The 21,186-nt window shown below is 58.7% G+C and carries 20 protein-coding genes and 3 pseudogenes; 10 read left to right on the top strand and 13 right to left on the bottom strand.

Annotation, left to right across the window (positions count from 1 at the left end; all coding sequences use genetic code 11):
* Positions 1-427 precede the first annotated feature (427 nt).
* Positions 428-1,312, bottom strand: a complete 885-nt coding sequence (locus N554_RS0127730) for a LysR family transcriptional regulator (protein WP_029586460.1) — start codon at positions 1,310-1,312, stop codon at positions 428-430.
* A gap of 95 nt (positions 1,313-1,407) precedes the next feature.
* Between N554_RS0127730 and N554_RS0127725 the strand changes: the two genes are divergently transcribed.
* From N554_RS0127725 to N554_RS0127715, 3 genes are all read left to right on the top strand, one after another.
* Positions 1,408-2,154, top strand: coding sequence for a sulfite exporter TauE/SafE family protein (locus N554_RS0127725; protein WP_029586459.1), 747 nt, complete (start codon positions 1,408-1,410; stop codon positions 2,152-2,154).
* Positions 2,151-2,381 carry a hypothetical protein gene (locus tag N554_RS0127720; protein ID WP_029586458.1) on the top strand — a complete coding sequence of 77 codons (231 nt, stop codon included), beginning with the start codon at positions 2,151-2,153 and terminating at the stop codon, positions 2,379-2,381. The genes N554_RS0127725 and N554_RS0127720 overlap by 4 nt, the downstream gene beginning before the upstream one ends.
* Before the next feature lie 465 nt (positions 2,382-2,846).
* Positions 2,847-3,809 (top strand): hypothetical protein, encoded by a 963-nt coding sequence (locus N554_RS0127715; protein ID WP_051677752.1) that lies wholly within the window; start codon positions 2,847-2,849, stop codon positions 3,807-3,809.
* A gap of 388 nt (positions 3,810-4,197) precedes the next feature.
* Here N554_RS0127715 and N554_RS40410 read toward each other — a convergent pair whose 3' ends face one another.
* The 3 genes and pseudogenes from N554_RS40410 to N554_RS0127705 form a co-directional block, all read right to left on the bottom strand.
* Positions 4,198-4,392: a hypothetical protein gene (locus N554_RS40410; protein ID WP_156042138.1), complete on the bottom strand. Its 195-nt coding sequence runs from the start codon at positions 4,390-4,392 to the stop codon at positions 4,198-4,200.
* A gap of 164 nt (positions 4,393-4,556) precedes the next feature.
* A pseudogene (locus N554_RS36510) lies at positions 4,557-5,998 on the bottom strand (IS1182 family transposase).
* Positions 5,999-6,124: 126 nt separating this feature from the next.
* A complete protein-coding gene (locus tag N554_RS0127705; RefSeq protein WP_029586456.1) occupies positions 6,125-6,328 on the bottom strand; it encodes a hypothetical protein in 204 nt (67 codons plus the stop codon).
* A gap of 677 nt (positions 6,329-7,005) precedes the next feature.
* On the opposite strand from N554_RS0127705, the gene N554_RS0127700 reads away from it, so the two are divergent.
* The gene (locus N554_RS0127700) at positions 7,006-7,413 is read left to right on the top strand and encodes a hypothetical protein (protein WP_029586455.1); all 408 of its coding nucleotides are present in this window, start codon (positions 7,006-7,008) and stop codon (positions 7,411-7,413) included.
* 447 nt (positions 7,414-7,860) lie between these two features.
* Here the strand turns inward: N554_RS0127700 and N554_RS36505 are convergent, their stop codons facing one another.
* Positions 7,861-8,172, bottom strand: coding sequence for a DUF1648 domain-containing protein (locus tag N554_RS36505; RefSeq protein WP_156042137.1), 312 nt, complete (start codon positions 8,170-8,172; stop codon positions 7,861-7,863).
* 204 nt (positions 8,173-8,376) lie between these two features.
* On the bottom strand, positions 8,377-9,210 hold the full coding sequence (locus N554_RS0127680; RefSeq protein WP_081851439.1) for a type I restriction enzyme HsdR N-terminal domain-containing protein: 834 nt from the start codon (positions 9,208-9,210) through the stop codon (positions 8,377-8,379).
* Positions 9,211-10,178: 968 nt separating this feature from the next.
* Here N554_RS0127680 and N554_RS41215 point away from each other — a divergent pair.
* From N554_RS41215 to N554_RS42360, 3 genes and pseudogenes are all read left to right on the top strand, one after another.
* Positions 10,179-10,355, top strand: a complete 177-nt coding sequence (locus N554_RS41215; protein ID WP_197033777.1) for a hypothetical protein — start codon at positions 10,179-10,181, stop codon at positions 10,353-10,355.
* Between the two features lie 494 nt (positions 10,356-10,849).
* Positions 10,850-11,023: a hypothetical protein gene (locus N554_RS40405; RefSeq protein ID WP_156042136.1), complete on the top strand. Its 174-nt coding sequence runs from the start codon at positions 10,850-10,852 to the stop codon at positions 11,021-11,023.
* Positions 11,024-11,585: 562 nt separating this feature from the next.
* Positions 11,586-11,797 (top strand): annotated as a pseudogene (locus tag N554_RS42360) (PRC-barrel domain-containing protein).
* Positions 11,798-12,098: 301 nt separating this feature from the next.
* On the opposite strand, the gene N554_RS37600 reads toward N554_RS42360, so the two are convergent.
* From N554_RS37600 to N554_RS0127620, 6 genes are all read right to left on the bottom strand, one after another.
* Positions 12,099-12,473, bottom strand: coding sequence for a thermonuclease family protein (locus tag N554_RS37600; RefSeq protein WP_156042135.1), 375 nt, complete (start codon positions 12,471-12,473; stop codon positions 12,099-12,101).
* 158 nt (positions 12,474-12,631) lie between these two features.
* Entirely contained in the window at positions 12,632-13,297 is a 666-nt protein-coding gene (locus N554_RS0127640; protein WP_029586452.1) for an SGNH/GDSL hydrolase family protein, read from the bottom strand.
* An 11-nt stretch (positions 13,298-13,308) separates the two neighbouring features.
* Positions 13,309-14,256 carry an ABC transporter permease gene (locus tag N554_RS0127635; protein WP_029586451.1) on the bottom strand — a complete coding sequence of 316 codons (948 nt, stop codon included), beginning with the start codon at positions 14,254-14,256 and terminating at the stop codon, positions 13,309-13,311.
* 3 nt (positions 14,257-14,259) lie between these two features.
* Positions 14,260-15,201, bottom strand: coding sequence for an ABC transporter permease (locus N554_RS0127630; RefSeq protein WP_029586450.1), 942 nt, complete (start codon positions 15,199-15,201; stop codon positions 14,260-14,262).
* Positions 15,202-15,219: 18 nt separating this feature from the next.
* Complete coding sequence (locus N554_RS0127625; RefSeq protein WP_029586449.1) at positions 15,220-16,722, bottom strand: sugar ABC transporter ATP-binding protein; 1,503 nt, start codon at positions 16,720-16,722, stop codon at positions 15,220-15,222.
* Between the two features lie 78 nt (positions 16,723-16,800).
* Positions 16,801-17,844 (bottom strand): ABC transporter substrate-binding protein, encoded by a 1,044-nt coding sequence (locus N554_RS0127620; RefSeq protein ID WP_245283729.1) that lies wholly within the window; start codon positions 17,842-17,844, stop codon positions 16,801-16,803.
* Between the two features lie 362 nt (positions 17,845-18,206).
* Here N554_RS0127620 and N554_RS0127615 point away from each other — a divergent pair, with 362 nt between their 5' ends.
* On the top strand, positions 18,207-18,872 hold the full coding sequence (locus tag N554_RS0127615) for an SGNH/GDSL hydrolase family protein (protein WP_029586447.1): 666 nt from the start codon (positions 18,207-18,209) through the stop codon (positions 18,870-18,872).
* A gap of 54 nt (positions 18,873-18,926) precedes the next feature.
* The gene (locus N554_RS0127610) at positions 18,927-20,012 is read left to right on the top strand and encodes an ROK family transcriptional regulator (RefSeq protein ID WP_029586446.1); all 1,086 of its coding nucleotides are present in this window, start codon (positions 18,927-18,929) and stop codon (positions 20,010-20,012) included.
* 46 nt (positions 20,013-20,058) lie between these two features.
* On the opposite strand, the pseudogene N554_RS0127605 reads toward N554_RS0127610, so the two are convergent.
* Positions 20,059-20,418 (bottom strand): annotated as a pseudogene (locus tag N554_RS0127605) (DUF3363 domain-containing protein); the annotation flags it as partial.
* Between the two features lie 532 nt (positions 20,419-20,950).
* Between N554_RS0127605 and N554_RS36495 the strand changes: the two are divergent.
* The coding region (locus tag N554_RS36495; RefSeq protein ID WP_036054306.1) for a transposase at positions 20,951-21,186 on the top strand (236 nt) is incomplete at its 3' end.

The following is a 21,186-nucleotide window of genomic DNA, read 5'->3' as shown; positions in this document are numbered from 1 at the left end:
TCCAAGTTCGCGACAGAGAAAATGCATGGAACGGATCAATGAGCGCATCCAGAGTCTGGTGGCACTAGTGGTTGCTCGTCAACCTGTCCGATAATGAGACCAAAGACGCGTGCGTATTCCCATCAAGGCCACGGCCCGCGAGCCGATCAAACAGGCCGGATACATATCAGCGACTTCCGCTATCCACGCACAAGCTCTCTTGCGAAACGCAGCCGGTCCATACATAAGTGCCAAGAAGCGACATCGGATGAGATTGCTGCGAACGTATTTCTCCTCGATTTGAGCCAGAGACTCGGCAATATCCAGTATTCGATTTCGAATAACCGCGGACTGGGCCAGCTGGGGCCGTTGCGTGCGTCGCGCGGCGTGCGCACGAGGTTCACCTTGCGCCGGCATCACGGCACGACCCACCCACCGCTGGACTCCATCATGCTGCCGCAAGGTGCTCCGCGAGACGCCGCGCATGCGATGGCAGCGTGTCGAGCCGCTGCACGATCACCATCAGACGGCGTTCGGCCCAGGGGTCCTCCAGCTGCACGAGGGAGAGCGCTCCCTCTCCCGTCCACCGCCGCGCCGCGGCTTCAGGGACCACGGCGACGCCGGCGCCAAGCGCGACCATGCGGCAGGCTGCATCCAGCCCGCGCACCCGTATGCGCGTTCGCACCAGCGCGCCCGTCCGCGCGGCATGCTCCGCCAAATGCCCGCCGAGCGCGCTGTCGCCTGAGAGGCCCACGAACTCGCTGCCTAACGCCTCGACGAAGGCGACTCGTCCCCGGTTGGCGAGCTTGTGTCCGCGGGGCACGACCAGCATGAGCCGGTCGGTGCGGAAGGGCATGGCCACGAGACCCGAGAAGTCGGCGTGGTCGGCTGCGATCCCGATTTCCGCCAGCCCTTCGGCGACGGCGCGCGCGACCTCAGGGCTCGGCCGCTCGTCGAGGTCCACGTCCACGCTCGGGTTCGCGGCGAGGAAGGCAGCGAGGATTTCGGGCAGGAATTCCGCAGCGGCCGCGGTGTTGGCGAGCAACCGCACGTGTCCTTTGAGCCCGCGGGCGTATTCGCCAAGCTCGCCTCGCATCCGCTCTATCTGACCTGTCACCAACCGCGCGTGATGTAACAGCGTCCGGCCCGCCGGCGTCAGCTCGACGCCGCGGTGGCCGCGCTCCAGCAGCGATGCGCCGGCCTGCTCTTCCATGCCCCGCACCCGCGCGCTCGCCGACGCCAGGGAAAGGCCGGCGTGTTCGGCACCCGCCGTGATGCTCCCCGCCTCGGCCACATGGAGGAACAGGCGCAAGTCGACCAGATCAAAGTGCATGGCGGCCCTCCGGGCGAATTGCCTTCGTCTCCAGCTGAGGCAGGCTAAACAACTCCCGCATTGTGAGAGAAGGGGTCCGGGACCAGATTGCGTCCATGACCGATCTCCTTCCCCATATCCTGCTCATCACCGGCACCTTCATTGTGGCAGGGCTGGTGAAAGGCGTCACGGGTCTCGGCCTGCCGACCGTCTCCATGGGCCTCCTTGGCCTGGCGATGTCGCCGGTCCAGGCGGCGGCGCTGCTGCTTGTGCCTTCACTTGTGACGAATCTCTGGCAGCTCTTCACCGGACCCCGCTTCGGCGCTCTGCTGCGCCGCCTCTGGGGCATGATGCTTGGTGTCGTCGTCGGCACGCTCGCAGGGTCGGGATTGATCGCCGGCACGGCCGGGCACGCGGCGACCGCCGCCCTCGGCGGCGCTCTCGCGCTCTACGGCGTCGTCGGACTCCGCAAGCCGCGCCTGCGAGTGCCGGCAGCGGCCGAGCCCTGGGCCGGTCCCCTGGCGGGTGTGGTGACCGGACTGGTCACCGGAGCGACAGGCGTCTTCGTTGTCCCTGCCGTCCCTTATCTCGGCTCGCTCGCGCTGGAACGAGACGACCTCGTTCAGGCGCTCGGCCTGTCCTTCACCATTTCCACACTGGCGCTCGCCGCTGGCCTCGCCTGGCATGGCGCACTGCACATGGGAGCCACGGGTACCTCGTTGCTTGCGCTCGTGCCGGCGCTCGCCGGCATGGTGCTGGGCGGTTGGCTCCGCGCACGGGTGCGGCCCGAGACCTTCCGACTTGGCTTCTTCGCCGGCCTGCTGGTGCTGGGGGGCGAACTCTTGCTGAGGGGGTTGACATGAAACGATTGACATCAGCGCTCGACGCCATCTTTGCCGGGGCCCACCCGGGCCTGATAGCGGCCGCCGTGATCCTCGCCCTGCTTGACGTCGCGGTGGCAGCGCAACACTTGAGCGGCTCGCGTCCGGAGACGCCTGTCGCAGTCAGAACCGTCGTAGCCTCGGCCGAGACTGAGCAGCGCGCTCCCGTCATCCCGCCGGAGCTGCTCGACATGATCGGGCGTGATTGATCCGGAATGCGACTGGCGCTGGTGGCGCCGTCGCACGCAGGGTAGCTCGATCCGTCTGGTCATCCCCTCGAGGGCCACAGATCGCAGACGCTTCACGCCGTGACTGTGCTTAGGAACATGACCAAGGAGTTGAGCGAAAAGCGAGGCGTCCTGATCGGTCAGGATTACTGGCAGCTGCCTAAGCCGTGTGACGCGCACTGCCGTTGCTAGTACGCGCAGGATGGCGCCCTTCTTGAGCCGCGGACTCGAGTCTAGGCACCACGAGTATCGAATCGGCCGATGGCCGCTAATGGGTCATTCGCGTCGGTTTGATGGCTCGCGGACCACTTCCGGTCTGCGCTGATTAACGGACATTCCCAGCGCCGGTCGGCACTTCTGTTACGTGCCATGGACGGAAGTCCTCTTCATTCGATGACACTAAGAACTAGTCAAAAATGCGAAAACTTCGTCAGGCGCACCGGTAGAATGAAAAAGACGCTTTTGCGCCGTGAAAATTTGGCCAAACTATTTGCCGAATTTCTTGCCGTGATGTTTTCGGGAGGAATTGGCCTTGCTGCCGATACCACGGGAATATCGTTGATTCTATTTCCAGAAATTGCGGCGTTAGCGTTCGATGTATTTTCCCGTCCTAGAGGAAAATGGGCAACTCAACCTCTCAGGCTAATCATTACCCCGACCATAACCGCAGCGCTAGGTGTGATCGTCACCCGTCATTGGGAATATGGCGCAATCGCTATAACAGCTATTACTCTTCTTAGTCTTGTTACCATCAAATTGCTGCGGTCGAATATTGGGGCAGCGATCTCTGCAGGCGTGCTCCCAATGGTTCTCGGGGCGACAAGTTGGGTCTATCCCGTCGCCATTTTCTCAGGACTTGTTGTGCTTGCCGCTACACTGACCCTTTGGAAGCAATTCGATCCTCATATTTACTTGTCTGAAGGAAAAAAAGAGAGTCAAGTTATTGACGCTGCCGAAACGCCACCCAAAGATAAATTTTGGATTTTCGCGTTGACGGGATTTGTATTGGTCTCTGGGGCGGCGGCACAAGCAACTGATTTACGATTTCTCTTGTTTCCTCCCCTTATTGTCGTGGCCTACGAATTGTTTGGCCACCCGGAACTTCCGGGCTGGATGTCGCGGCCGGTACTGTTTCCTCTCGTATGCTTCCTGACAGCCTCGGTTGGCATGTTTGCCAACTCTACACTTCACGCAGGTTTTTTGGGAGTTTCGTTCACGATGGTTTGTTCGATTGCGATTTTGAGGGCGTTTAAAGTCCATATGCCACCTGCGTTGGCAGTCGGTTTGATACCGTTTGTGATTGTCCATCCCACCTTCTGGTATCCAATATCAGTGTCTCTAGGCGCTTCCGCTTTGATCGCGTCCGCTAGCGTATACACGTCCATCAAACGCAGGCAGCGGGTGAGGTAAAGCCGCAAACCACGAGCGCGAAGGCCAAGGGCGACGAAGAGGACCGAAAGCAAACCGTTGAGCCGCAGGGCAGCCCGCGCCGCGCGCGGCCATGCCGCCGCGCCGCCGAGTGCGGCGATGAATTGTGGCCGTCGAATCCAAGTCCTCTGCGAGAGGGAGCCTGTTCAAGAATAGCACGGTCCGAATCGTGCGGTCCTCACTTTGAGGAAGTGGGGAAGGCCGGCTTGCGGCTCGGCCTAATGTCCGGTTGGGGTCAAACTGAGAAAATCTCAGTGTGAGCAAATGTCTTCCGGGTTGCCCCTGAAAGCGGACCTTGCTCAATGCAGCCGGCGCGTCGCATTTGGGCCAGAAGCTGACCCGCGCCACTTCAGCGAGGGTCAGAGACAAATCAGGCAACTCTTTTAGGCTTTACCTCAACGACATCTGGTGCCCCAGAAACGGGGTCTGGGCCGGCTTGGATCACGCCGTCGTGACGAATACGCAGCCCAGAGTGAGGATCAATCCCCAGCCGCTCGAACAGCGCTCGCAGTTCTGGCCGGTTGCCGTCTCCACAAAGAGCGGCGATAGAATGAAACTTTTGCATGTCGTGCTCCTACGTGCGTTAAGTCACGATAGGATTTCACACGGATCGATCCACCCGATTTCTGAATGGCCGCTACGCCAACACGGGTCCGCTTCGGGTCCAGGTTGTGTAAAAACATGGACGCTTATGGTTGGGGACTCGCGGTCGGGTCCGCGCGGCAAGCCTCACGCGCGGATCGCTTCCATCAATCCGCCAACGCCCAGAATGCGCATCACGCGTTTCATGTTGTAGGCCAGGACGTGCAGCGCCATTTCGGTACTGACGTGCTTGAGCGTTTTCATCTGGAAGTGCGTCGCTCCCATCCAAGACTTTATCGTGCCGAAGGGAAGGGATGCTCGACAGTCTGGCGGCGCACGCGCATCTTGTCCGGGCTCCGATCGAGCCGCGCCTGCACGGCCTCAAGGACGGCTTCGTGCTCCCATCGTGAGATCCGCCGCTCTTTACCCGTTGTGCACTGGCCCTTCAGCGTGCAGGCCTGACAGGCGGTGGTCCAATAGCGACGCAGTGTCTTGCCATCCTCTTCGTTGGTGTAGCGATAGGTTAGCTTCTCACCGGCGGGACAACGGTATGCATCGTCCTCTGCGACATAGACGAAGTCCTGCTTGCCAAAACGCCCTTTGGCGTTGATGCCCGAGGTTATCGGCTTCGGCAGATGGACCGTGATGCCGGCTTCCTCGCAGGCCAGAATTTCCTCGCCACTGTAGTACCCGCGATCGGCAACAGCCTCGATGGCCTCAGAACCAATCGCTGCACGAGCCCGTTCGGACATGCGAGATAGTTGGCTCCGGTCAGAACCAACGTTGGTCACCTCGTGGGCAACAATGAGATGATGCTTGGTGTCCACGGCACTTTGCACATTGTAACCGACCATTCCGCTGCCTCGGCCGCTGGTGGCCATCGAGCGCGCATCGGGATCAGTCAGCGAGATCTGCTTGTCTTCGGTCAGCATCATCTGAGTGTTCAGCTCGTTCAGGCGCTGTATCTCCTGGCGCAGCGTTGCAATCTTCTCGTTGAGCCGCGTGATCTTGGCCTCCGGTACCGCTTCCCCCTGGCGATCGGCGCTATCAAGCTGCGAGAGGTAGCGGGAGATACTCTCGTCAATCTGCTCCAGTCGCCGCCGCATCTTGGCTTGCGTGAAGTTCCGGTCCCGCGTGTTGACGGCTTTGAACTTGCTGCCATCGATCGCAACGCTCGCCTCGCTGAACAGCTCAAGGCGCCGGCACAACACCACAAACTCACGGCAGACCCTGCGGATGGCCTCGCCGTTGTCCTTGCGGAAATCGGCTATCGTTTTGAAGTCCGGCATCAGGCGGCCAGTCAGCCACACCAACTCGATGTTACGCTGGCACTCCCGCTCCAGGCGCCGGCTCGATTGTACCCGATTGAGGTATCCGTAGACGTAAATCTTCAACAATGTCGCCGGATGGTAGGCCGGCCTTCCTGTTGCCTCTGGCTCGACGCCGCCAAAACCAAGCCCGGCCAGATCAAGCTCATCCACCAAGACATCGATCGCCCGGACCGGATTGTCCTCGTCCAAATAATCATCTAACCGCTCGGGAAACAACGTGTTCTGACTGCGGTCATCGCCAACGACAAAGCGCGTCATCGAATCCTCCGACCAAATCACAGAGGAATCATATCATCGATGGCGTTTTCACACAGCCTGGGTCAAAATGAGAAAAACTCAACATGAGCAGATGTTTTCCGCTGTTCTCCCAACAGCAGACATTCGTCATTGCATGTCGAAGGCGAAGCGCTGAACTCTGATGATGCCCGCATGCGTCACAGTGGATGTGACCGGACGTGTTGAGCCCTCGGTCAATGCGACGATCGTGCCGTCAGCACCGGTGACGAATTTCTCGACGATCGCAGTCGGCAGAATTCGCTCGCCTTCGCCGATTCCGGTGACGGCCGGCCATGGACGTAACAATTCCATGTCCACTGCTGTCTATCGGACGCTGCGCCGCTCGCCCGCATGATCAGACCAATAGATAGGGCGCGCCAGATCACGGTGTAGTGTCGATATGGCGCTGACCGGTGATCATGGTGGGAAGGCGATGGTTTCGTCGTCGGTCATCGGTTAAAAATGTCGTGGGAACGCCTTACCAAAAGACCGGTTATTTAGATCGGGTCGCTTCCTGTTAGAACACAAGCGGCCTGCACGGTTCCGTCGCACCAGCGACCATAATCCAAGGCGGGACCGTGCCCTGAGCGGCCGGTGAATCTAGTCTAGCCGAGCCGCCGATCACCGTGACTTGCATGTTTCATCGTCGGGTAAATAATGTCCCAGGAACGCCTTACCAAAAAACCGCGTTACTAAATCGGGTCGCTCCTTGGAACACAAGCAGCGGCCTGCACGGTTCCGTCCCTCAGAAGCCCCATTACCCAAGGCGGGACCGTGCCCCAGAATAGCGGCCCTCCAAAGGGTTGCGGGAACGACTTTCAAACGCCCCGTTGTTTCATCAGACCGCCCGTAAGCGTATCGCGGCCTGCACGGTTCCGCTGATCCACCTCCCGGTAGTAGGTCAGTTTAAAATCCGGCCATCGCACCGCATGGACTCTATTGCACGAAAGGAGCAACCTTGCGGCCTTGGGGCCTTGTGAAGAAGGCCAATGCAAAAAGTAAATCGAAGATCAGCAGTCGCTCTAGGGTTGGCAGCCGCTTCGGCGGCCATCGTGAAGCCGGCGGCTGCGCAAACTACGGACTACAAGGATGCGACGCCATTTCCAGGCGTCGTGGTGCGTGCTTACAGTGGTGAGACACCATCCCTCATTCCCGGTTTCAAGACGGTCTCCATGCGTGACATCATCATGCAGCCGGGATCGAAGATCATGAGTCACCCGATGGAGAATGCCATGGTCTGCCATATCACCGAAGGGGAGCTTCAGATCGACCAGGACGAGAAGACGTTCACGGCCAAAAAGAACTTCGTCTGGACCTGCAACAAGGGCACCAAAGAGCAATCGTCCAATGTAAGCAATGCGGTCGCAATTATGCGGATCACCGACCTAATGGCCTGAGGCGTGCGGAGGCCGCTTTTGTTGGCGGCCTCTTCGTTTAGAAGCCGTCACCGGAACACTTCCTCGAATATCGATCGCATCGGCGCGGCCGATTCCCGATCAGGCGCGGGATCAGCGCGCGCTTGAAGCGCGCCATTGCAATCCCGAACCCCATGAACCCCTCGCCCCGTGCTGCCCGCCGCTGCGCGTCTAATTTTTGTACGCGGCATTGAATTCGCGGAGCTGACCGTTTCGGCGCATCGTCTCGCCATGAGCATCGAGTCTTTTAGCGGCGTCACCGGCCCGGCCGATCGCGACTGAGTCCGGCGTCAAGGTGCCCCCCAGGACGACCGCAGCACGCTGTATGGCGGCCGTGGCCACTGATAGGTCCGGACTGTCGCCCGCGAGCCTGCAGGCTCCTGGCCACTGGCGTGACCCTTGGCGGCCTAACTTGCAAATGCCAATGGCCTAGTTTGCCCTTGCTGCCGCCCTCAGCGTAATCACATGCACCACGGCAACTATGACTGAAAACAATAGCAGGCCGATGTCGGCACCATGCAGCTTTTCCGGTACGTAGGTTGATGCGGCCCAAATCAGCAATCGGATTGCAAGGGCGAATGCCACCATGCCCCAAAGGCCAAGAGCTTTGGGAGCGTACCAAGTCGGCTGGCCGTTGAACCCCCACTGCATCGCCATGCGGTTGTATCTAATACGGGGCCCAAAATAAAGATTACAACCTGCCATAGAGGCGACTGCGGGCCAGAAAGCATAGTCAGCCATCATCCTGTGTATCTCAGCAATGGGCCGCCTCAGTTGGCGGCTTTTTTATTTCCAAGCCAAACGCCATTGCCGCCTGATCGTGCCGCGTTCGGTCACGCTGACTCTTCGCGGAAAAAATTGCGGGACAGATTTAACACGATCAACGATCGGCCCCGTCATGATCGGCGGGGCCGCTCGCTGTTCACCTTCACTTTCGAGCGTGAGCTATTGAGCAGCAACCGCCCGGGGGAGAGAGGAAGCGGCATCTTCCACCTTAGCAACAATGGGTGCTTCGTCCGCTTCTCGAGATGCGGTCTTCTTGCGGCTAGCAGCGCGCTGAAGACGTTTGATGTTCTGGTTAGCGGCCTTCGCCTCGTCGCTATCGACCAAATCGCGCTTCAACACCTCGTCTCGCAGAAGCGAGCGGAGATATTCGACCTCAATTTTGACGCCCGAACTCATTCGGCGAATTTCTCGTCTCAATACCTCAAGAATGAAATCTGTCTGCAGAACCGCTGCAACGGTGAATTTGCTCGTTACTTGCTTGTGCAGGAGCAATTCTGCCATCGTACCCTTCGAAAATCCCTCCCGGCTAAGATTGCCGAAGCATTCGATGACCTCGGGATTTCTGACGTTCGTTGTTATCGCATCCAACTCGCAGACAAGAATTTTCTCAATCGGCTGACCGAAGTGAACCTTGTAAATTCGCCAGAAGACACCGTTGGTCAGAACAACCCACTCGATGCCTTCGTTTGCGGCATAATCGATCGCTTGCTTGACATGAGCGTCTTTCAATTCAATGCCAACTGCCTTCGCCTCAATTAAGAACCGAATGTCTTCATCAACCTTTACGGCAAGGTCCACATAGGTCCCGCGTATCGCATACTGGCTGGTGACATGGAGGTATTTGTCGTACCCGCAAATATCTGCAAGCATGTCGTTGATGACTGTAACGGTGTCTGCTTCGCTCACGTCACGTTTTTGCAGGTTGGCTAAAATGGATTGGTACCGTTTTAGCTGCGTTGTGATGCGCGATGAAACCTTTGATGATATGCCCATAAATGCCCCCTCAGACTTTCCCTATGTTCTTGCAACTTGAGGCTGAACGCAAGGAAGAAAAATGAATTGTGACATGAATATCTCCGATGATCCTCTTGATGGGCGGCGATAATTTACGATTGGGCATTTTCCACCCCTGCAGTCTGCCACTGGTTATACTTGGCTCGCGGTTCGGAGGGCTGACAACCCTAACGATTAAATCCTGGCAACGAGCAAACAGGACGAGGCGCTGCTCGCCACCATCAAAAGTCAAACTCTACACCTGATGGTCTTAACGCATGGGCGCTCATGCGGCTGCGGCCCTAGCGCGGCGTCCGTCATGATCGACATTTCAGCGCTGCAATGTGAACCTGCTCACATCTGTTCGCCGCGATTTAAGCTATTCATCCCATCGGTGGCCAGAGGCTGCGTGAATTCCAGCGCCCGGTCGAGCTTGATCAGAAGGCGCAGGGAAATGAGAGGGTCAAGCCTGCAACAACTCCAGAAGATGGCAGCGAAACTGTCAGCAACCGCTCGCACACTCCCGCCCGGGCAGGACCGCCAAGACGCATTTCGGGAGATCGCCAAATTTCGTGATCAGATAGCCGCTATGAAGATTGCCGATTTACGACCGGCACGAGAGCCACGGGGCGACCGCAAATAGCAACGATGCCGACGCGATTTGGTGCCGTGGTTGGGCCATCACAGCAGCCCCCACGCGCTCGACGGGCCCAAATATTCGCGGGGCGATTACGCTGCCGCACAGGACGAAGCAAAGCGCGCCGAGCGTGGCATGTGGAGCGGCAGTTTTGTTGAGCCTTGGCGGTATCGTGCTTGCCGCAGACCGGGCGGATTACCCGAGCGCTGTTCTGATTAGCTAGACGACACCGCGCTCCAACGTCATTCTGCGTCCAATCCCGGACTTCTGATTTTCTCTTGCTAGGTTCGGGTTTGGCCAGAATTACATTCGGCGACTGAGGTGGAGAAACATGGCAGACAATCGTTACTACGGCGTTCGAGTCGAGGGAGCAAAATACGGCGTCGGCTTTGGCTCCGCCCTTGCCATCGCGATATCCTACACCGCCAACCATTCGATCCTTTGGGCAATCATCCACGGCATCCTGGGCTGGCTGTATGTGATTTACCACGCACTGTTTCGGTCATAGTCAGCGCGCCGATCCTGTTGGCCTAAGGGGCTGAGTTTGTCGTGGGATCAGCGGTTCTTCGATCCAATCATATTGCCGGGCCGGAAGCCGCTGGTCACGCTCCGCGACGCGGCGCAACATCGGTGAGTGGTGGATGGGCCGTCGGTCACGAGGCGTAGGCTTCAATCGATTACCTCGTCGGAGGACGGGGGCAAACACTAGCCAGCAGCCGACATTCGGCGAGCTGTAACAGCTATCAGTGAAAGTTCAGGAATAGTTCTAGGTCGCCGATCTGTTCCCACGCATCCGGTGGCAGTGGCCTGTTTCGACCCTTAGTGGCCTAATTGAATTTCGCAGTGGCCTAGTTTGAAAATCAGAACGTTTCGAGACTATACGGCCTTTCCAAAGGCGTACTGACCTATTCATTTTTGCAGTGGTCCCATCTTTGGTCCGGCCCCGGTCAGACGAAAAACTCGCGTAGTATTTGAACGTGACCTCACGCGAAAGAAATAGCCATGGACAGTGCAGAACGTTGTCGGGCTCAAGCGGAAGAATGCCGTCGTTTGGTGCCTTTGGCCCAGAGCGAAGCCGAAGCCTCGATGCTGAAAAATCTCTCCAATACCTTGGTCATGCTTGCCAACCAAACTGACCGGTACGCCGATATCATGAAAGAGGCCGCTCGGAAGTAAGGCCGCCTCAGTTGGCCGCCTCAGTTGGCCGCCTCTGTTATCCGCCCCTTACCACCGCATTCCTTGCACGGCGGAGGATAGATTTTGCGGTTGGGCTGCGCTGGCTGGGTTACCACGGCAAACCCGGTGCCGTTGCATGCCGGACATTTTTGCTCAGTCGGATTCGCGGCTGGCTTTTTCATTTGAATAATCCTCTTTGGTTTCCAATCGAAGCATCTCTCAATCGCCGTTCTGAAATTGTCCACGTTAAGCGGGCATCATACCGGAACTGCAACTCGGCGATATAGAGCGGGAGACGCTATCCCTAGACGCCGCTTTACCTCTCCTCGTCCGGATGCACCCAAAGATACGGCGTGATCTCGCGCGTTTCAGTCAGCTTGATCATGTGCACGGGCGGCGCGTAGCGCCCTTGCATGCACGACCGGCATTTCAGTGCGCGGCTGTTCAGTGGCCTAAATTCCGCGCGGGTTCCATTGACACCCGTTTGCCGCGCCCCGGTCACGACTTGCACACCTTTCAAATCCAAATACCAACCCGCTCAACCTCTGACGCCGGGTCAACCATGCCAACGGTCAAGGTCCGTGCGTCCACGATCTCCGCGAGTTCGAGCAAGCCCAGACTGAGCTTGTCGGCAAGGCCGTGATCCTCACCGACGGAAAGGCCGGGACGGTGGAGAGCGTTTGGCTTGACGAAATGCACGGCCTGCGAATTTCTATCAGAGGCCACGATGGGAAGTGGCCTATCTCCACCATCAAATTCACGCAGCCGGACTGAAATCGGATTTAGGCTGCGGCGAGTGGTTTAGCTACGACCGAGACGATCCAGCGCGTCGGACTGCTGCATGTACAAGACTCCGCCGAGAACGAGCAGCGCGCTTGCTCCAGCCAATTTTGAGGGCACCATGGGCCGCGCGCGGCCAGTGACGATGGCGAGGCTGGAAATGAAAGAGGCCGCCAACTGAGGCGGCCTTAACGGCCGTTGCACCACGGCCGTCGTTGCGGGCAGCTTGTCGCGCCGCAGATGTAAGGGTGAGCGAGCCCTTCGCTTATCAAGATGGTGCCGACATCCCGTCCTCCTATCGATAGCGATCCACACACCGACCGAAATTGCAATTACGGGTGCCCTCCTGTCCTGGGCGGCAAGCGCACACCACGCGAGTTAGGCGGGCATCGCTGCTGGCAATAAGGGCGCGCAGGCGCGTTGTGGCTGCTTCAGCGCGGCGGCGTTCATCGTCGCAGCGCGCCTTGTCGCCACGCTCTGGCGTATCGATTCCGACCAAGCGGTACACCGCGCCATCGAAGCGCACGGTGTCGCCGTCGATCACCTCGATCGGATGCGACGGGACAGATCGGTTCGTCATTCGAACCGAATTGTCGACTGCACCTCGGCTGAGGTCGACCCCGCCGCTCTGCCACGTCACAAACGCCCAAGTGGCGGCAAAGCCGAACACGGCAGCGGTCAGCGCCGCGAGAGCGAGCGGTGCATACCGGTGTTTTGATCGGCGGCGAAACGGAATCACTGGGGACATGGCGTTTGAGGTTATGCAAGCTCCGCAGTCCCAGCTTCATTTTGAGCGATTCGTCCAGGCATGCCAGAATCCACTCACGCCTATTTTGCTTTGGGAGCAAAAATGTCCTCAACTTTCGCGGCGATGGCCCTTCCGAGATCCGCGTTGTTTTTGGCCGTGAAATGGATCCCGTCCACCCCATCCGTCGAGGTCACGCTTCCCGCATCGAAGAAGTCGACCTTCATGAAATTCGCAAGCGCGCGGTACTGCCTCGCGATCTCCAGCGTCTTCTCACGCCCGCCCTCGAACATTCCCTGGAACCAGGGGTCCGGCAGGGGAGCCAACGGCGGCGGCGCCACCACCAGCACCTTGGGTGCCGGATATACGGTGCCCACTCCACCGCCAGAGGTAAGCACCTGCCCAACCAGCTTCGACATGCCTACAGCGATCTCGTACGCCGTGCGACGATAGTAGCTCTTCGTGTCGTTGGTCCCGAGCATGATGATGACGAGATCCAACGGAAGGTGACTCGCCAGAGCAGAGGGCAAATAGGCGGATCCGTTCAAGCGCGGATCCACGGGATCATCGATGGATGTCGTGCGCGCGCTCAGACCTTCCTCGATGACTTCATAGTCGGAGCCAAGCTTGGCAGCCATGACTCCCGTCCAGCGCTCGCGGTACGGAAAACGAGTCGTGGGAGAACCTTCCGAAACAGCGACCCATCCCCAGGTCAAGGAGTCGCCGAAGCACAAAACACCTCTCGTCATCGATACCTCACTCAGTTGGATTTGGAACGAACGCCGTAGAAGATCGCAGCGAGCAGGATAATCAGGCCCTGGACAATGAGCTTACCGGGCTCCTGCACTCCCATGGTCGTCATGACCACAAAAAGAAGCGCGAAGCAGAGCACGCCGAAGAACGGGCCCCACACTTCCGCAGGGCGGCCGAACACCACGCCCCCCAGGATCGTTGCCGCGATCGAATTCATGACCAGTTCAGGCCCGAACCTCACGCTGCCGACGGCGATCGACGATGTCTGAACCAGCGCAGCCACAGCCGACATGAGCCCGGAGACCATATGCGCAACGACGATCGTTCGCTCGACCGGCACTCCGGAAAAGTGCGCGGAAATCGGATTGCTTCCGATCGACCAAACGAAGCGTCCGAACACCGACGCGCCGAGGAACACGCTCATGATGCCGGCCAGCACGACCCAAAAGATCACCGGCGCGGGTACGGTCCAGAAGCGGGTGTTGTATAGATCGCGAAAGTAGGCAGGGACGTCTCCCGGCGGCTTGCCGTTGGCGAGATACTCGACCATTCCGATAAGAACGATGTTGACCGCGAGCGTGACAATGACGGCCGACGCCCGGCGCTTGCCGATGAGAACCCCATTCGCAACACCCACGACCAGTCCCACGCCAAGACAGAGGAGAACGACAGGTAGAAGCGGCCATTGGTAAAGAAGCCCGGACGAGATCAGGTAATTGACGAGCAGAATGATTCCGCCGGCCGACAGATCTATCGACCGCGACGAGATCACGAGCAGTTGACCGAGCACGACGATTCCGAGAGGCACAACCTGGCGCGCAAACGTTCCGAGGATCGCAACGTTCATCATGTTCGGTCGCAACACCCAGAGCGTCGCGAGGAGCACCACAAAGACTACAAAGGACGGGGGTATCCGCAGGGCAGCCCTGAGCAGCAGATGGAGGCGTGAGGTCATGTCTTACAGGCCGATATTCTTGCGGGGCTGAAGCAAAATGACGACAAGAAGGATCAGGCCTTTCACGATCGTCTGGACGAATGCGGACACGTTGAGAAGATTCATGCCATTCGCGATCAGGGCGAGCAGCGCGCATCCGATGATCGTTCCATGAACGCTTCCGATTCCACCTGCGAGTTGCGTTCCGCCCAGCGCCACCGCCGTGATCGAGTCCACGGCATATTGCATGCCGATGTTGGGATCTCCCGACGCGATCCGGCCGGCGAGAAAAATGCCGGCCGCAGCCGCAAAACAGGAACTCAGAATATAGGCGGCCAAGATGTTGCGGTGCTCAGCGATGCCGAATGTGGCCGCCGTCTCGCCGCCGCCAATCGCGAAGAGATGCAACCCAAATCGAGAGCCGTGTACGATCTTCCAGGCCAGCAGGATCGCGGCGATCGACCAGATCACCGGCATGTAGACCCCGAGCACCTGCCCGCTCACCAGAAAGACGATCTCCGAGGCGACCGTGCCGCCGGCAGACGGCCGTATGAACATGGTCACACCCTGCGTGATCCCCATCATAGACAAGGTCGCGATAATGGGATGCACCCTGAAGCGAGTTACAGAAATGCCATTGAGGAGACCGACCAGGGCGGCCATCAGGATGGCGGCCGGCACGGTGAGGTAAACGGGAGCATTTAGCGACAGAATCGCCGTCGTCAGGCTGACGACCGACCCGACGGAAAGATCGAGCCCTCTGACCAGAATCACGATCATCTGGCCGATGCTCACCAGAATGAGCGGCGCCGCTTGCGCGACAAGATTGAGAATGTTCTGCCAGGTCGCGAAATCTCCCGTCGAAGCAGCCAGGCCTGCGCAGCCGGCAGTCGCGACGAGCAAAGGGATGGTCCAGAGCCCGTATCGCGAATTGGATCGAAGAAAGATGCGACTAACCTTCGTCATGTCTGCCATCCATTCCACTCAACGATGCAGAGCAGCTTCGAGGATAGCGTGCTCGGTGGCCTCCTCAGCGGGCATTTCCGCAACGACATGCTTGTCGTGAATGACGTAGAGTCGGTCACAGAGACCGATCAGCTCCAGCGTTTCGCGGGAGAGTACGATGACCGCGCGACCGGCATTCGCATAGTTCCTAAGCAGTTTGTAGATCTCGGCCTTCGCGCCAACGTCGACGCCACGGGTCGGCTCCTCAATGAGGAGGATGTCGGCACCGAGTGCCAGATAACGGCCCAGAAGGACCTTCTGCTGGTTGCCGCCCGACAAGCTCCCGACCGGCGTGGACGGCCGCGCCGCCTTGATGGACAGGCTCTTGATAGAGTTCGCAATAACCTCGCGATGACGACCGGCGGGCTTCATCTCAAAATGCTGACTGTGCAGACCGATGGTAAGGTTGTGAGCCAAGGAAAGGTCGAGGAAGAGACCTTCGATCTTCCTGTCCTCCGGCACGAAGCTCACGCCAAGCGACTGCATCAGGCGTATGCCATCGTTTGCCGAGAGCGGCAACGCGAGCTCTCTTCCACTAATCCGAACTCTGCCCTCGTGTGCTGCGTAGCGTCCGACAAGCGATCTGACAAGCTCATGCTGGCCCTGTCCCTCGAGGCCGGCAAGGGCGACGATCTCGCCGCGCCTAAGAAAGATCGAGCACGGCGTGGCGGCCGGCGTCAAACGAAGACCATCAATCGACAGGACGACGTCACCATCCCCTCGCTTTAGCTTGGGCGGGAATAGCTCGGAAAGTTCCCGACCGACCATCATCGCAATCAACTGCTTGGGAGCGATCGTGGAAGCCGGAACGGTATCGACGTTCCGTCCATCCTTCAGGACCGTGATGGTGTCGCAGATCTTGAAGATCTCCTCCACCCGATGGGAGATGTAGACGACGGCTTTCTGCTCTCTCTTGAGAGCGAGAATTTGCGCATTGAGAATATCCACGTCGGCAGCATTAAGAGCAGCCGTTGGTTCATCGAGGATGACAATATCCGCCCGCGCAGAGATGCCTCGTGCGATCTCGACGAACTGTCTCTCGGCGATAGAGAGATTTCCGACGAGCGTTGCTGGATCGAGGTTCAGGCCAAGGCCACGCAGGGTGTCGCGCGCGTTCCGTTCCATCAGTGCCTTATCGACAACCCCGAACTTCGCGAGCGGCTCCTTCCCGAGATACATGTTTTCGGCAATGGAAAGGTTGGCGATCACCGAGTGCTCCTGGAAGACCGTCGAAACACCGGCATCCAGCGCTTCACGAGGTGATGCTAGACGCACGATCTGGCCGTTCTTCCGGATCATGCCGCCATCCGGCTGAAGGACGCCTGCCAGGATTTTCATCAGAGTGGACTTGCCAGCGCCGTTCTCGCCCACGAGGGCATGAACGGAACCGGGAAAAAGTTGAAAGTCGACGTTTTCGAGCGCGACAATGCCGCCGAAGGACTTCGAGATCGATGTCATCTGGACGAGCGGCTGTACCGTCATTGCCTCAATCCGACGCAAGGTGGGATAAATGGTGCGCAGCGCCGACGGCGGCGGGCAAGCCGCGGCGCTGCTCCAGGTTCAGCGCTTACCGTAATACTTCTGCAGATCCTGTTCGGTCAGGCTGGTCGGAAACCAGACATTCGCGCTCAGATCTTTCCTGTAGTTCTTCTTGGCCTTTTCGATATCCCAGCCTTCGGGGTCGTAGCTGTAGCGCTTGTGGAGTTGCTTGCCCTCCAGCAGAGCGATGGCAGCGCGTACACCAGCGGCTCCCTGCTCGGGACCGTATTCTGGCGAGATCGAGGGAAATCCTAGTTCAATCCACCTGGCGAAGAAGCCATTATTGCCCTCGCCGGTAATCGGCGGAATCTTCGCCCCGTATTGCTGGAAAACATCGACGCAGGCGCGGGTCATATCGGCACCCGATGACCAGATGCCATCGACCTTCGGATCATTCAGATAGAAGGCCTCACAGACCTGCTTGCCAACGTCGTACTGCCACTTGCCGGCGTCTTCCGCGATGATCTTGACGTCAGTGCCCTTGATTGCTTCCAGGAGTCCTTTGTAGCGGTTGATGTCTTCCGGATGCGCAGGAAATCCTCTCAGAACCCAGATATTCCCTTTTCCGCCAAGCTGCTTGACAAGAAAGTCTCCCATCACCTTTCCGAAGTGGACACCACCGCCCTGGATGTCGACCGTGTATTTGTCGGTTTCCGTGAGACCCGTATGCACGATGACGGGAATGCCCGCCGCAACAGCTTTTTCGATGCCGGCGTCGGCAGACGTGGGCGTGACGGGCGTCACGATGATCGCATCGACCTTCTGCGCGATCAGGTCTTCAATGTCTGCAACCTGCTTTGCCTGGCTGAGGTTGGAGTCCAGTAGAATGAACTGACCAATTGTCTTGTTCAGCTTCGCTGCGGCTTCCGCGTCGTGCGCCATCTGGACGGTCCAGGTGTTGGCGTTCACGCCAAAGTGGCTCATGCCGATCTTCCACGGACCATTCTTCTTGAATTGGTTCGGGCCTGTCATTCGCTCATCGCCCGGACGCGGTGTAACGCCCTGCATGAGGTTGACTTCCTGGGCACGAGCCCCGGATCCGAGACCCAACCACATCGCGGTCATCAAACCGAGCCCGAGTATTCTCATTCCTTGGTGCATCGAATGTCCTCCCTCTTCACCGCAGGTGATGTGCCGAGTTTTGCTGCGAGGGGAATGGGACGCAGATCGACATGCGCCCGCCGCGTGTTTTGCGGCGTACGTGGCTTAGTCCGCTTCACCAGGTGTGTCGGCTCTTAACGAACTCGCGCCGCCGGCGTCCTTAACCTCCCCAGGCCGGCAGGTTCTCAGCATGCCAGCGCACCAAGATGCGATCGGTCTCATAGCAGTGTCAATAGTTATTCATATTGAATGATCAATTTACTTGTTGCAGTCGCCTTGGCCAGTGAACAATGATTAACGACCAAAAAGCACTGGGATTCAAAGCAATGCCGATCCGTTCAGTTCTCTGTTTCGGCGACTCAAATACACATGGTCAAATGCCCGGGCTGGGGCCTCTTGATCGCTATGATCGGCATACCCGGTGGCCCGGCGTGCTTCAGGCCGAGCTCGGCCTCAACTGGTACGTCGTCGAAGAGGGGTTGAGCGGCCGAACGACCGTTTACGATGACCCCATCGAGGGGGCGCACAAGAATGGGCGGACTTATCTGCGCCCCTGCGTCCAGAGCCACACCATCCTCCACCTCGTGATCATCATGTTGGGAACGAACGACCTGAAGGTGCGATTCAACAAGCCGGCATCGGAGGTAGCCATGGGTATTGGCTGCCTGGTCTACGATTTGAGAGAACTGGCGCCGGGGCCTGGCGGGAGCGTCCCTGAAATCATGATCGTGGCGCCTCCCCCGATGCTCGACGATGTAAAGGAATGGAAGTCGATATTTGAGGGCGCGCCAGAGAAGTCACGGCAGTTGGCCTTGGAGTTCGAGATCATGGCCGATTCGCTGGGCGTGCACTTCTTCAACGCCGGCGCCGTCTGCCAGTGCGATGAAGCCGATGGATTTCATTTGAACTCGGATGCTCATCAGGCGCTCGGGATTGCGTTGGCGCAGGAGATTGAGGCGATCGGTTGGCCAGCTCTTGAGCGCAAGGCTTGAACACCACCGCGCTCGATCGTTCTTCCGATATGAGGAGCAATTCCTTTGCCTGACATGCGATTTGCGCCCCCGAATCCGCTGCGGATTGCAGATCGGGCGAGCGGCCTGAATGCGCCGACGGTACGAAGCTACAACGAACGGCTGGTGCTCTCGCTGCTGTTGCAGAATACGGGCATCTCGCGACTTGAAATTGGTGAGAGAACGGGCCTCTCGGCACAGACCGTTTCCGTCATTGTACGTTCCCTCGAGCAGGAAGGTCTCGTCTCGAAAGGCGAGGCCCAGCGAGGCCGTGTGGGCCCCCCCACGATTCCGCTTTCGCTGAATCCAGAGGGAGCATTCTCGGTCGGCGTGAGCTTCGGTGAGAGCGCCGCGAACATTGCGCTGATCGATTTCGTCGGACAGGTTCAATACCACGCAGTGCACCCCTACCCCGCCCTGCAGGAGTCCTCGGGTGGGCTCGCCGGCAGAATCGAGCAAGGCCTCCTGACGCTTCCTCCAGCCAGTCGGGCTCGGGTTGCCGGAATTGGTTTGGCGGTTCCCGATGACGCAAGTACAAGCCATCACGTAAGAGAGCTTCTGGGTCGCGACCTTGGAGACATACAGGCCAGCCTCGAAGCCAGGCTCAATCTACCGGTCTACATTCAGAACGAAATAACAGCAGCCGCCGGAGGAGAGAGTCTTTTTGGAGCCGCACGATCGCTCTCGGATTTTCTATTCTTCTATCTCGGATCGCGCATGCACAGCCGCTTGATCCTGAACTATCAGATCCACAGCGGCAGGGTCGACCTCAGCCACGACATCGGATTGTTGCGGCTGCAAGAACAATTGAGTGAACATGGCCTCACATTGGATGATATCGGGTCCGAAACTCTGCCCGCAGCAGTTGACGACCTGTACGCCCAGTGGCGGCGTACGTGCTGCTGCAGGATCGTCGGATCCGTTCGCTCCCTGTTGAGCTTCGTGAGCTTCAAATCCGTCGTCGTTTCGAGCTATGCGCCGCCCAGTCTGGGGGACAGTCTGTGCTCGCAGCTTCATGAAGAACTGCCTGAGCTGGATTTTCTTTTTGGCGCCAACTGCATCGCGCCGAAAGCCGTCGGCGCGGCGAGCTTGCCGTACCACTCACGTTTCATGGTCCAGTAGAGACGATCAGCCCGGTGGGCCAAAGCGGCACTTTCTGCAACGGGCGCTAGAGTCCAAGCCCGCGTTTCCGATTAAAACTCCAGTCGACCTTACCACCGGACATCATCACGCCGGAAACCTGCTTTCCCAGATGCTGCTCCAGCGCGGGCCGCCAGGGTACAAGCTGAAATCCCAATCCGTCATCGATCATCGCGAACCGGCCTGAACTCAAATTGAGGCGCTGACGGTAGATCCCGGCGACGTGCTCGCCTTCCGCTGAAGGTTGGTAGGGAAGCCCGCTGCCGCCGCTGATCTTCCGGACCTCGCTATCCAGTTCCCGCCGCCGCAAGGTGTCGAGCAGATCGCGCGCAAAGACGACGCCCTGGGCTTGGCGTCGCGCATCAAGCCTTCGATCCCGGCCGCGCCGATTTGTCGCTGTTTTCGCGGCGCGATTCATCTTCTCTCAACATCGTAGCGCACCGCTTCGCCATCGGAATGTACCTGGCTAGTGAGTGCGCGTGTGTATGCTCAACTGTGCAGATGCGGATCGGGGCCTGTGCCTGTCGGAAATCAAACTCGGACATGCGTGAACACAGGGAGATCATTAACGCCATTTCGCAGGAAGGACCGCCGCGCGTTGAGCGCACTCCTTCCCGCCCCACGCACGACAAGCCCAGACGCAACTCCTTAGCGTTATGAATGGAAGCTCTGTTCCACCATTATCGATCGAGCGATCCGCAATAGAGTCTTTGATAATTTCCAAATGATTGGACTGACTGCAATTTGCGCCAGGAGCGGACATCCGGAGCCCTGTTGATCCAAGCTGACGAATTGCAGTGCAAGCCACTGCGCTCGCCAGCGAAGGTCCGCTTTGCGCCGATTTTGTTGTAAAAGTCGGTTGAGACAGGCCTCGAAGCGTGATTCCGTTGTGTTGACGCGAATCGCGACGAGGTCGATCCATGATGGGCCGTCTGAAGAGTGACCAAGGTCAACTGTTCTACCAGTTTCATCTTGGCGACGTGGTCCCTGAAGATCATCTTGTGCGCAAGATCGACACTGCTCTCGATCTGTCCTGGCTTCGCAGCGAACTTGCACCTCATTATTCGTCCATGGGTCGTCCGTCGATCGATCCGGAGCTGATGATCCGGATGCTGGTCGTAGGGTATGTCTTTGCGATCCGCTCCGAGCGGCTGAT

Source organism: Bradyrhizobium sp. URHD0069 (genome assembly GCF_000701345.1).
GTDB lineage: Bacteria > Pseudomonadota > Alphaproteobacteria > Rhizobiales > Xanthobacteraceae > Bradyrhizobium.
The sequence above is the reverse complement of the archived record's forward strand: the minus strand, read 5'-3'. Positions and strand labels throughout refer to the sequence as shown.